Origin of the sequence: Oceanobacillus sp. FSL W7-1281, from assembly GCF_037969835.1 — a bacterium.
GTDB lineage: Bacteria > Bacillota > Bacilli > Bacillales > Amphibacillaceae > Oceanobacillus > Oceanobacillus oncorhynchi.
This window is the reverse complement of sequence record NZ_CP150214.1, coordinates 1,073,812-1,086,521: the sequence shown is the minus strand read 5'-3', so window position 1 is coordinate 1,086,521 and position 12,710 is coordinate 1,073,812. Positions and strand designations below refer to the sequence as shown.

Below are 12,710 nucleotides of genomic sequence, written 5' to 3'. Positions count from 1 at the left end.
AGTGGGAGTTTTTGTTCTTCTCCCACTGAATGTTAGTTGAGTGATTCAGGAAGTTAGCGTCCGTTATCTCCCGCCTAAATAAATTTATTTTTACGCTTTATTTTGAGGCGGGAGTTTTACGGACGGTTCTCCGTGATAAAGAGATAAACACTCCCTTTTATGAGCGTTTATCCTCAAATTTAATTGTTAATTTACTGTTTTAACTCTTTCCGCTATTTTTTGTGTAACACGCAGGAATGCTTCTATTTCCTCCACACTATTGCAGTGTAAAGGAGATACTCTTACAACACCATTGAGACCAAATGACTCTAACATTCTTTTAGAATAAATACTGGAAGCAGCACGCTCATAAACCACAATATGCTCCGCTTCATATTGCCGTACTGCCTCTTGATAATCTAAGTGATCAATTGTTATTCCGATAATCAGATCCCTCTTAGATAAATCTTCATCATCTAAATGGACGGTAACACCAGGGATATTTCTTAACCCTTTTGCTTTATCTGTCCCATGAAGTATCGCTTCCAGCAATGCTCTTTCATGTAAAGCGATCCGTGTCATTCCTTCCTCATACAGTCTTCTTCTATCCTGCTCCTCCGAAAATTTACTCCCTATCCAGCAGACATAATCGACAATTTCACTAAGAGAAGCAAAATGACCCGGTGTGGAGCTTCCCAGCTGCAGATCACTGTCATCCTTTCCAGCTAAACGTTGATGCGGAAGCGCTGCTGCCCTTTGGGAAATATATGCAAAACCGCTTCCTCTTACGCCGAAAAATTTATATGGCGCAAAGTTAATCGCATCTACAGGCGTTTTTTCGATATCAATGGTACCGTGCGGAGCATGCTGTACAGCGTCGACGATAATGTATAAATCCGGCTTGATTTTCCTGGCTTCCTTTACAATCGTTTCAATATCTAAAATCGCACCTGAAATATTTGAAGCATAAATCATGCTTAAAAAGCTTGTGTTCTCATCAATCAGTCTGGTGATTTCCGCAACATCCACACCTCCAGTTACCCGGTTTGTTTTAGCTACACGAAATTCTTTTCCCAGCTTATTTGCATAAAACTTGGCAGCATCATAAGCGGACGGATGCTCCAATTCCGTTGTCACAATATTGCTTCCTTCTATATTTTCGGCAATAACTCCAGTTGCTGCAAACATTGCTTGAGACGCAGTAAAGTAAGTGGCAATACTTCCCTGCTTTGCATTAAATATCGTTCTGGCATCTTCTATGCCTCGCTGCTCCACTTCGAATAAAAATTTAGCTGTGTCATGATTGCGCAAAGGGTGGTCAGGCATCAAGTCGTACTGAGCAAATTTCTGATTGGCACTTTTTAACCGAAAAGAACCGCCGGCATTGTCTAAAAACACCCGTTTTTTCTGTGTTAATGGATCCATATCGATATAGGCGAACCTGTCTCTAATTTCTTCTAATAATTCATTGCTAAATAATCTGCCATTCGTTAATCCTGCCATTTTATCCCTCCAATAATTTTTAGTGATGATACAAGCCTGCTCCAAATGAAATCTTTCGATACAAATCAGGAAGAATTTAACTTATAGAATATGCTATCAGCTGTTTCTCTTTAATTTACATATTTTTTCTATAATTATAATAGTAGTACTTCTTATACGTTTACTCCAATACAAAATAAATTATAATCATATATATTTTCTTCTATGCTGACTGACTATTTAGTTGGCATAAAAATAAACTGACCCTATAAAAAAACAAGGATGAAGAGAGATCAATATTATTAAAGAAATGTACCATAATGGATATTGTTTGAATATTATCGCTGAAAAAGTTGGTGAAAACGCTTTAGGTATTTGAGTTAAAATGGAAAGGCTGGGAAATCGATTTGAAAATGGCACGTCAGTCAAGGAGCAAAATCTTAACAATAAATGTAGAAAGAAAATATAAAACACACGATACTATTGGAATGTGTATTCCCAGTAGTATCATGCGTGAAAAAGAAAAAATCAGTAGAAAAACATTTGAAATTTACATTCAATTATTTCAAACCAAAAATAAGAAAATCATCAAAAAAAGTTTGACTTTTCAGAAATTTATTTATATCATTAGATAAGGATAAATTTATTAAATACTCCTAACATCATGAAGTTCTCCATTAATTAGTTTTTACTTTAATAAAGAAATTTATAATTCCGAATAAAATAAAAGCTATTGGGATTAAATACATTGAAAAACTTATTGGAGGACTAGAAACCTCTTCTCCCTCAACGAAGAAAGTAACACCAAACATCATTCCAACTAAAGACACCATTTGAATAACAAAAATTAATATTAAGCCTATTGCAATAGAACTAATGGATTTACTCATTAAAACCACACCTTTCTATTTTTAATAATCATACCATTTTAAATTTAGGAGGTCTATATAGCATGAGGAAAATTTCCGTATTAATGTCAATAATAGGTTTATTGCTTTTAGTTAGCGCAACTTTTGGGCTTTCCAAAGCTTATGCCCAAAATGCGGAAGAAATTCTTGATTTCGAAACACCTGAAGAATTTACTGATTTTTCTCCATCTCACCAAGACGAGGCTATAGAAGAGGAAGTATATGAACCAACTGAAGAGGATTTAACAGACCTCACGCAGGAAGAAGCAGTAGAATTAGATGAAGATGACTATATCGAGTATCAAATGCAAACTGGGAACTACACGGTTGAAGATGACGGAACTGTCGTAATTCCTGATGAGCGGGATCAAGGCGTAGGTCCGCAATGCGTGGCTTGTGCAAACGGGAAATGGAAACTCAAAGTAACTGCTGGTCCTACTACTGTATATGGAGCTTGGAAGTCAATAGCGTCAGGATGGGGCCCCGGCTCCCTAAGCAAGACGGTAACTGAAACAAGAACAAATTCATATACAGGAACGCTTTCAGCTAGTAAAAGCGCTGTAAATACCGCAGTAGGTTTTAACATCAGTAAAAGCTCTACAAAATCTGTAACTTATTCAGGAACAATTAAATCAGGAAAACAGGGATTTTTACAGACAAGACCAGCTTATAAAAAGTATACCGTTAGGCAGCAATACGTGAAATTTGGAAAAGTGCAACAAACAAGATATGTTTATCCTCGTAAATTTTGGCTAACTGATCATCGCATTGGATATTAGTTAATCTTTAAAAAAGGTGTGGTATCTTTTTTAATTAGAATAGAAGTTTAAAAAACTGTTACACAATTTATTATTCAGTGGTTCATTTTTACTTATATCTTCTCAACAAAAATTACAAAAAAAGCCGGTTCAATTCTTACTATTTCTAGTAAAAATCGAACCGGCTTTTCTGTCAGCTTATGCTTCCACTTCATTACTTACTTTTTTTCGCTGCTTTTTCACGTTCGTTTTTATTTAAGATTTTCTTACGAAGACGGATTGTTTCTGGTGTTACTTCACAATACTCATCCTCACTTAAATATTGCAGGGCTTCCTCCAGAGACATATCTCTTGTCTTACGGATAGTGGATGTCTGGTCTTTTGTAGCTGAACGCACGTTAGTTAAGTGCTTTTCTTTTGTGATATTAACCGTTAAGTCATTCTCACGATTATGCTCTCCGACAATCATCCCTTCATAAACTTCCGTTCCGGGAGTAATAAAGATAACTCCGCGATCCTCCAAGTTCATGATTCCATAGGTAGATGCTTTCCCTTTTTCCAGTGCAACTAGCACACCTTCACGGCGGCCGCCGACCTGTCCTTTAATAACAGGCTCATATGCCTCAAAGGTATGGTTAATAATACCATAACCGCGTGTTTGCGACATAAATTCTGTGGTATATCCTAAAAGACCGCGGGATGGCACTTTAAACTCAATACGAACCTGTCCGTTTCCTTGGTTAGCCATATCAAGCATTTCGCCTTTACGTTCTCCTAAAGATTCCATAATTGCTCCTGTGTGTTCTTCCGGAACGTCTACTTGGACACGCTCCATCGGTTCACATTTTACACCGTCAATATCTTTGATGATTACTTCCGGCTTAGACAATTGAAGCTCATAGCCTTCACGGCGCATGTTCTCAATAAGAATAGACAAATGCAGCTCTCCGCGTCCGGAAACAGTCCAGGCATCTGGTGAACTGGTCGGCTCCACACGTAAGCTTACATCGGTTTCTAATTCTTTTAATAAACGCTCTTCAATACGGCGGGACGTAATATACTTCCCTTCTTTTCCGGCAAATGGACTGTTGTTTACAACAAATGTCATCTGCAGGGTCGGTTCGTCAATACGCAGCCATGGAAGCGGATCAGGATGCTCAGCCGGACATACCGTTTCACCGACATTCAAGTCTTCCATTCCAGCCAGAGCTACGATGTCACCAGAAACAGCTTCTTGAATTTCAACCCGTTTTAAACCAATGAAACCAAATAATTTGGAAACACGGAAGGATTTTTGTGATCCATCTTCTTTTAATACAACAACCTGCTGTCCTACCTTGATAGAACCGCGGACCACACGTCCAACTCCGATTCGGCCGACATAATCATTATAATCCAGTAAAGTTACTTGAAACTGTAACGGATCTTCTCTTGTATCGGCTGGAGCCGGAATATGCTCCATAATGGTATTAAAGACTGGATCCATTGTTTCCTGCTGATCTTCCGGCTCTAATCCGGAGGTTCCATTTAACGCAGATGCATAAACAACAGGGAATTCTAATTGGTTATCGTCCGCTCCTAATTCAATAAATAAATCTAATACTTCGTCAACGACCTCTGCCGGTCTGGCATTTGGACGGTCAACTTTATTTAATACCACAATTGGTGTCAGTTTTTGTTCTAAAGCTTTCTTTAATACGAAACGTGTTTGCGGCATGGTTCCTTCGTAGGCGTCCACGACTAAGGCAACACCATCAACCATTTTCATAATACGTTCCACTTCACCGCCAAAGTCGGCGTGACCTGGTGTATCAAGAATATTAATTGTCGAATCTTTATATTTTACAGCTGTATTTTTCGCTAAGATTGTAATCCCGCGTTCACGTTCTATATCTCCAGAGTCCATCGCACGTTCATCTACGTGCTCGTTTTCCCGAAAAGTCCCAGAATATCTTAATAGCTGATCCACTAACGTTGTTTTCCCGTGGTCAACGTGTGCAATAATTGCGATATTACGAATATCATTTCTTAATTGCATAAATAGTACGCTCCTCTAACATATCGAATGTAAAACCAATTTATTATATCATATAATGAGGAAATTTGTAAAATTGTTTTTCTTTCCTTTAGGATGTGTTTATCTCTTACGAATTATTACAGCAAGATATTCTATGTTATACTTTTAGCAACAAATCATAAAGGATGGGTTTTTATGTGGATAGACATACTGATTCCAGAAGCTACTGCAGCAATTGTTTCTTTTATCATGTTTCTTTTCAGTAAAAACTCAGAGAAAAAAGACCTCTTCCCCGCCCAACCAGGCAAAGAAAGAAGTCTTTTTGTCATTCACTAAGATTTTAATTTTTTATTCCCTTTTGGCTTATTGGAAACAGGCAGGCACATGGTAAATTTCGCTCCGCCTAATTTTTTCGACTGCCCGGCATATATCTTCCCGTTTGACTGTTCAATAATTGCACGTGCAATCGCCAGTCCCAGTCCCGTTTCTCCGCCTTTTCCTTTGATAAACCGGTGGAATATTTTATCCATATCTTCCTCGGTAATTCCTTTTCCGTCATCCTCTATATCAAAGAAAATCATGTTCTTTTTCTTATATACATGGATAGATATCTCTTTATTGGCATACCTGATTGCATTAAATACCACATTGGAAACAGCTCGCAGGAGCTTTTCTTCATCTGCATGTATCGTTATGGATCCGTCCACCTTCTGATGAAGGTCCAGTTTATTTTCATTGACGATTGGCAATGCTTTACTGACAATGCCATCCACAAAAGCCTGCACATCGATTTCTGTTTCCTCATATACATCCGGCTGTGAGTCTAATTTGGCAAGTAAAATCATTTCATTGATAATTTTCTTGAGCCTGTTTACTTCTGTCACCATAACATCCAGCCCTTTTTCGGTATCTTTTTCATCAAAAATACCGTCGCGGATGCCTTCTGCGTAGCCCTGGATTGTCATCAATGGCGTTTTCAGCTCATGGCTTGCATTTTGAAAGAAGGTTTGCTGCGATTTCATGTATTGCTCCAATGTCTGTGACATCTCGTAAACACTCTGCTCCACTTCTTTTATCTCTCCGCTGGCCCGGATTCGCTTCATTTGATCAAATTGGCGGTTTTCCACCTTTTTCAATTCTTTCTTCAGCAACGATAATGGTGTTACCAATTTATTGGTCATATAATAGCTTAAAATAACTGCCGCCAGGGCTCCAATTAAAAATACCCATGCTAAGCGGAAGAAAAAGTTTTGCTGTACAGCTCGCAAGTCATTGATAGGTGTTAATAAAATCAATTCCATTCCAGACTGCTCCGGAGAGAAAATGATTCGCTGCGTTACAAAGCGGTCATTTCCATGCTGCCATAACGTTTCATCATTATCTTCAAAATTATTTTCATCAAAAAACTCATTTACAACCCCAATAGACATGGTCGAAAATAACACCGTATCTAAATTCCGGTCATATAAGAAAAGCTGTAATTCCTGATCCTTTAGAAAGTCATCAATATTCCGATACTCGCTTGCATCATCATACTGTTCCGATAGAAAACTGATAAGTAATTCTCCTGTTTCTGCAAGCTGACGCTGTTCATCCTGGATGAGCACGTCCAAAACCAGCGAGTAAATAACCAAGCCCGCAGTGGTCATAATAACAAGCAGCAGTGCTGTAAAAGCAGCATTTAGTTGCGATTGTAATTTCATCGTTATGCTTCCTCATCTTTTCTCAAGCGATAGCCGAATCCCCACACTGTCTCGAGCGGAATATGCTCCATTTTTTTGCGAATCCGTTTCATTAAATCATCTACCGCACGGTCACTTCCGAAATAATCATCGCCCCATACCTTTACCAGCAATTCTTCACGGGAAAAAGCACGGTTGGGATTCTCTGCTAAGAGGAGCAGCATATCATATTCTTTTGCAGTTGTTTCATATTCGATTCCTTCAAAGAATACTCTGCGCTCATTTTTATATACAAGGAGCTGATCTACTTTCACCCGATCATCCGCTTCTTTATAATCCAGAGACTTTGGCTGCACCCGTTTGAACAGCCTTTTCATACGGGCAATCAGCTCCCTCGGGCTGAATGGCTTTGTTAAGTAATCATCGCTGCCCAGCTCCAGGCCTAGAATTTTATCGATTTCCTCATCTTTCGCTGAAATAATAATAATGGGGACATCACTTTCATTACGAATTTTCCTGCAAAATTCATAACCGTCCATCCCCGGGAGCATAATATCTAATACCCACATATCCGGCGGATTATTTTCCCATAATGTCCAGCCGTCCTCCGCATTATCCAGTACGGTTATTTGGTACCCCTCTTTTTTCAAGTATGCAACGACAATATCTTGTATGTTTTTATCATCTTCTACTAAACCAATATGATATGACATGTATTTTCCACCTCTTTCACCCTGCACTCAATTGTAGTTTATCATCTAGAGATATAAAAAGACACTGCTCCAGTGAGTTCTAATAATACCGTCAAGCTCTCTAGCGCTATCGATATTTTCCTTGAATTTTCATGTTTATTATAAAAAATCAAGCGGGTAATTCTAATATAGGAAGGTTGAATAAATCCCTTATTTTACAATTTTCCATTCTATACTATTTATTTTCACATGAACACCCTGCTTCTGACAAACGGGATTTAAGATTACACAGTTTTTACACAATTATACCAAAGGATTTCCCATGGTCGGCACTATAATAAAATTAAATCAAATAACTTGGAGGTGCTTTACAATGAGTAACAACGATTATGAAAATGAAAGTAATGAAAATGTATCGGGTGACCTTGAAAAGAATAATGAGCCTTTGGCTGATGAAGCATCGACAATTGATAATAATAGATCAGAGCAAAATAGAACAACCGATGAACAGCAGCAAACATATGTCGCTTCATCAGAAACAAAGCCGCCAAAGCAAAAAAAATCGAAAGGCTGGTTCAGCGGTTTTTTTAGCGGAGCAATTGGAGGGGTTATCTCCTCCGTACTTGTTGTCCTGCTCTTAGGAAATCAATTGCTGCCGGCTTCTGAGGGCATAATGGATTCCTCTGGAGGAGAAACTGCATCATCCAACGCCTCTTCAGAGTCTATTATTCCTACCATAGCTTCTGATGATGCAGATGTTTCTGCTGATATTTCGGAAGTTTCCCAAGCTGTTGTCGGCGTTATTAATATGCAGCAGCAAAATTTATGGGAGGACAGCCAAGAAGCTGGTACTGGTTCAGGAATCATCTATAAAAAAGAGGATGGAAAAGCGTATGTTATCACAAATAATCATGTTGTAGAAGGCGCAGAACAGCTTCAAGTAGCTTTGGATGAAGAACACCAGGTAGATGCAACAGTACTTGGAACAGATGCATTAACAGACTTAGCTGTGCTTGAAATTGATGGAGAGCATGTTGATACAGTTGCAAATTTAGGATCGAGTGAAGATATCGAAGTAGGAGAAACGGTTATGGCAATTGGTAACCCGCTCGGGATGGACTTTAATAACAGTGTAACAAGAGGTATCATCAGCGGATTAAATCGTAATGTGGAAGTAGATACAAACGGAGACGGCGCTCCGGATTGGGTAACAGAAGTACTGCAAACAGATGCAGCGATCAATCCTGGTAACAGCGGCGGCGCATTAGTTAACGCAGACGGTGATGTGATTGGCATCAACTCCATGAAAATTGCTCAAAGCCAAGTAGAAGGCATCGGATTTGCCATTCCTATTGACGAAGCACTTCCAGTTGTTGAAAAACTGGAAACAGACGGCGAAGTTTCCCGTCCATTAATCGGTATTTCTACAGCGCCATTAAGCCAGGTTCCGCCTCAATACCAGCAAGAAATCGAGCTTCCTGAAGATGTAGATGGCGGCATGGTTATTGCAAATGTCCAATCTGGTTCACCAGCAGACAATGCGAACCTGCAACAATTTGATGTCATTACAAAAATAAATGGGAATCCGGTCACTTCCATTATCGAGCTTCGCAAAGAGCTTTTTGATCAAGGGCAGGCTGGAGAACATGTAGAAATCGAATTTGCACGTGATGGAGAACTGCATTCCATTACATTAAAAATGGATGAATTAAAAGCAAACCAACCGGAAGCAAATCAATAAACAGCATAAAGGAACACTTTCTTCAACGAGGAGTGCTCTCACTGAATGCGAGTATAAGAATTACCAAGCTATCTACGGCAATAGAAAAAGCAGACTGTTGAATTTCAGCAGCCTGCTTTTTCTATATACATAAGGAAATATTAGGAGGATAAACCTATTTTCCCCTACCGATTCCCGGAAAAATCGTATATAATTAACTTTCAAAGCAGGATTTATCCTGCTGAATTATTGGAAAAGGAAGTGATTTTTTGATTTGCCCAGCATGTAATCAGGAAACGGAGGAAGGAAAGTTTTGTACCAAATGTGGTTCACCGCTGCATCCACAGGAAAATGCAGCAGCAGAGGATTCATCAAAAGAATATAATCCAGAGGTACATACAGAGACATCGCAACAGGAAAATGCATCCACTGCAGAAACGTCACAGCAATTCAATGCAACGTTTGAGAAAGTGAAAACAGGTTCAAATCAATATTGGAATTATTTTATTACCCGGATTAAAAATCCGAATGTCGCTTTTAGGGATAATGAACAGCACTTGATTAATTCGATTGTTACAGCAATTATCCTGACGCTGGCTGCCACTTTATTCTGTTATGGATTAATTAACTCTTTATTCAATGACGCGATGGCTGCAGCATCTTTTAGTGACGATTCCTTAAGTAATTATCTGCCTATTTTTTCTACTATTTTGAAAGGGATGCTTATTTTTATTATTCTTTTCTTTACTGGACTAATTGCAAATTTTATTACGTTTAAATTGGCAAAGCATCCCATGTCTTTTACAAAACAATTCACCCGTTTTACTGGAACACTTGTACCATTCACTGGATTTTTTGTTGTAATAGCTCTATTATCCCTGCTTGGAATTGCTAAAATCAATGTTATGGAACTTGGTTTGTGGATGCTTCAACTGGAAGGCGGACCATCCGGGAATTTTCCATGGGGGCTGGCTTTTGGAATGTTCATTGTTACTGTTCTGTTTACTTTTGTAATTTACATTAATCCAGTTATTCATATGTTATATGCGCTTATCCAAGAAAAAAACAAGCAAAGCTTTTATTTCACCGTCATATCATTAGCAATTACCATCGCTATCATTACAATACTGCAGCACTTTTTTATTTTAGATATCTTAGTAAGCATATTGGAATCCATTGAGTATATGGGTGTATTTTAATAAATATCCAGATGTAAACATGCAGTCTCAAAAATCCGGACAAATTGACTTTCAGAAGCAAGGTCACGTCCGGATTTTATTTTGTGAATTACTCTTCTTCGCTATCCAATTCATCCTCATACGCCTCATGATTAGGCATCACGCCTGTATACTTTCCTTCCATATCTGCTGCCAAAAAGTCTTCCACCTCTATATCATCAGAGCTTTCTTCCCCGTCTTCCGGCACCCCTGCACCGTCATGATAATCTGGAGTATAGCTGGAGGTTCCGTACTGCTGAACATCCTCCCAGCTGTTTTCCCCGCCATCTTCTCTTACTTTAAATACTTCTTTTGGCTGTGTCTCTCCATGAAAGGTCCGCTGTTTTTCATGTTCGGCGCAGCAATCTGCAGTCGGTAATGCCTCCAAACGCTCTGGCTCAATATTTTCGCCGCACACCTTGCAAATTCCATACGTTCCTTCTTCCATCGCGTGAATGGAATTATTTATCTCCTCTAATTCCGATTCTGCATGGCGCTGCAGAGCGCTGTCTTTTTCTCTTTCAAAAAGCTCTGTTCCTGTATCAGCAGGATGATTATCATAATTGGATAATTCACCTAACACCTCTTGGCTAAATTCATATTTCATTTCTGTTTTTTGATTTATTCTTTCAATTAACTCCTCTTGTCTCGCAAGCAGCCGCTGTTTTAGCCGAACCGTATCTACTCTCATCGTTATCCTCCCCTTCTATCTATATTTATTTAGGAATGAAGTTTCGTTTTATACTATATGTAAATGGGAAAATTCGATGCAAGGCAATCGTTGCCAAGTATATTTCAATGAGTGAAAAGGATTTATTGGAAATTCTGCTGTTTTTTCTTAATAATTATTTGCGTTTTTCGAATTTTCATGACAAGATTTAGTTACAACATTTATACAAAGGAGAGAGACAATGATAACGGCATCAACGGCTACTATCGGTTTTATTGGTTTAGGTGTAATGGGGAAAAGCATGGTAAAAAATCTAATGGAAGCAGGCTACAAGCTTAATGTTTACACAAGAACAAAATCAAAGGCAGAAGAGTTACTGGAGCTTGGAGCTGCCTGGCATGATACACAAGCCAGCTTGGCAAAAGCAAGTGATGTCATTATTACAATGGTTGGTTATCCGGAAGACGTGGAAAAAGTGTATTTTGGAGAAGAAGGTATTTTAAACCATGCAAAAAAAGGGGCTTATGTCATTGATATGACGACATCTAAGCCAAGCTTAGCAATTGAAATTTATGAAGAAGCAAAAAAAGCAGGATTGACCGCTTTAGATGCACCTGTGTCCGGAGGGGATATCGGCGCAAAGAATGGTACATTGGCTATTATGACCGGCGGAGATAAAGAAGCGTATGATGAAATTGCGCCCATCTTTCGTGTCCTGGGAGAAAGAATTACCTTACTTGGCCCTGCAGGTGCCGGGCAGCATACGAAAATGGCAAATCAAATTGCGATTGCAACCAATATGATTGGTGTCAGCGAATCCATTATCTATGCAAAAAAAGCAGGGCTGGATGCCGAGGAAGTGCTCGCGACCATTTCTACCGGAGCAGCGGCCAGCTTTTCCTTATCCAATTTAGGTAAAAGAATGCTTGAGCGGGATTATGAGCCCGGTTTTTATGTAAAGCATTTTATCAAGGATATGGAAATAGCTTTAGAATCAGCTCATAACATGGGGATGCCGGCACCTGGACTGGAATTGGCATTAAAGCTTTATAAAGAATTAGCTGACATGGGCGAAGCTGACAGCGGCACCCAAGCATTGATTAAATTGCTTGCATATGAGGCGGAAATGACACTATAGTAAAACCTTTTTCACCAGAAAAAACCCCGAATGTTTCTAGAAAACATTCGGGGTTTTTTAGCTGGCTTATCCAGTGTTTTATATCATTCGAATTAAAGACGAACAACGTTTGCAGCTTGTGGGCCACGGTTGCCTTCTACGATTTCGAATTCAACATCTTGACCTTCTTCAAGAGTTTTGAATCCTTCAGCTTGAATTGCAGAGAAGTGTACAAATACGTCATCTCCATCTTCACGCTCGATGAAACCAAAACCTTTTTCTGCATTAAACCATTTTACTTTACCAGTCATTATCATGACCTCCTTATACAAGATATGCAAAGTCATTGAAACTTAAATACTTTTACACCGTCTTGGAAAAGAGATCGTAAAGTATTCTTGTAACTCCAATTACCTTTTGCAAGTATTATTTTAACCCCTTTCATAAAAAAATGCAAGTGAATATCGA

11 protein-coding genes are annotated in these 12,710 nt (G+C 38.9%); 4 read left to right on the top strand and 7 right to left on the bottom strand.

Features of this window, described 5'->3' with window-relative positions; genetic code table 11:
• Positions 1–186: 186 nt before the first annotated feature.
• Positions 187–1,482, bottom strand: coding sequence for an aminotransferase class V-fold PLP-dependent enzyme (locus MKX55_RS05375; protein ID WP_339236646.1), 1,296 nt, complete (start codon positions 1,480–1,482; stop codon positions 187–189).
• 656 nt (positions 1,483–2,138) lie between these two features.
• A complete protein-coding gene (locus tag MKX55_RS05370; RefSeq protein ID WP_339183004.1) occupies positions 2,139–2,351 on the bottom strand; it encodes a hypothetical protein in 213 nt (70 codons plus the stop codon).
• A gap of 62 nt (positions 2,352–2,413) precedes the next feature.
• Between MKX55_RS05370 and MKX55_RS05365 the strand changes: the two genes are divergently transcribed.
• Positions 2,414–3,148 (top strand): hypothetical protein, encoded by a 735-nt coding sequence (locus MKX55_RS05365; RefSeq protein ID WP_339183002.1) that lies wholly within the window; start codon positions 2,414–2,416, stop codon positions 3,146–3,148.
• Between the two features lie 193 nt (positions 3,149–3,341).
• Here the strand turns inward: MKX55_RS05365 and typA are convergent, their stop codons facing one another.
• From typA to MKX55_RS05350, 3 genes are all read right to left on the bottom strand, one after another.
• The gene (typA, locus tag MKX55_RS05360) at positions 3,342–5,165 is read right to left on the bottom strand and encodes a translational GTPase TypA (RefSeq protein ID WP_339183001.1); all 1,824 of its coding nucleotides are present in this window, start codon (positions 5,163–5,165) and stop codon (positions 3,342–3,344) included.
• A 311-nt stretch (positions 5,166–5,476) separates the two neighbouring features.
• Complete coding sequence (locus tag MKX55_RS05355) at positions 5,477–6,847, bottom strand: HAMP domain-containing sensor histidine kinase (RefSeq protein WP_339236644.1); 1,371 nt, start codon at positions 6,845–6,847, stop codon at positions 5,477–5,479.
• A gap of 2 nt (positions 6,848–6,849) precedes the next feature.
• Positions 6,850–7,539, bottom strand: a complete 690-nt coding sequence (locus MKX55_RS05350) for a response regulator transcription factor (protein WP_339182994.1) — start codon at positions 7,537–7,539, stop codon at positions 6,850–6,852.
• 352 nt (positions 7,540–7,891) lie between these two features.
• Between MKX55_RS05350 and MKX55_RS05345 the strand changes: the two genes are divergently transcribed.
• Positions 7,892–9,259, top strand: a complete 1,368-nt coding sequence (locus MKX55_RS05345; RefSeq protein WP_339182992.1) for a trypsin-like peptidase domain-containing protein — start codon at positions 7,892–7,894, stop codon at positions 9,257–9,259.
• 248 nt (positions 9,260–9,507) lie between these two features.
• Positions 9,508–10,437, top strand: a complete 930-nt coding sequence (locus MKX55_RS05340; protein WP_339236641.1) for a zinc ribbon domain-containing protein — start codon at positions 9,508–9,510, stop codon at positions 10,435–10,437.
• An 88-nt stretch (positions 10,438–10,525) separates the two neighbouring features.
• Here the strand turns inward: MKX55_RS05340 and MKX55_RS05335 are convergent, their stop codons facing one another.
• Positions 10,526–11,146 (bottom strand): TraR/DksA C4-type zinc finger protein, encoded by a 621-nt coding sequence (locus MKX55_RS05335; protein ID WP_339236638.1) that lies wholly within the window; start codon positions 11,144–11,146, stop codon positions 10,526–10,528.
• Positions 11,147–11,366: 220 nt separating this feature from the next.
• Between MKX55_RS05335 and MKX55_RS05330 the strand changes: the two genes are divergently transcribed.
• A complete protein-coding gene (locus tag MKX55_RS05330; RefSeq protein WP_339182989.1) occupies positions 11,367–12,263 on the top strand; it encodes an NAD(P)-dependent oxidoreductase in 897 nt (298 codons plus the stop codon).
• A gap of 92 nt (positions 12,264–12,355) precedes the next feature.
• Here MKX55_RS05330 and MKX55_RS05325 read toward each other — a convergent pair whose 3' ends face one another.
• Positions 12,356–12,556, bottom strand: coding sequence for a cold-shock protein (locus tag MKX55_RS05325; RefSeq protein WP_198048619.1), 201 nt, complete (start codon positions 12,554–12,556; stop codon positions 12,356–12,358).
• Positions 12,557–12,710: the final 154 nt, after the last annotated feature.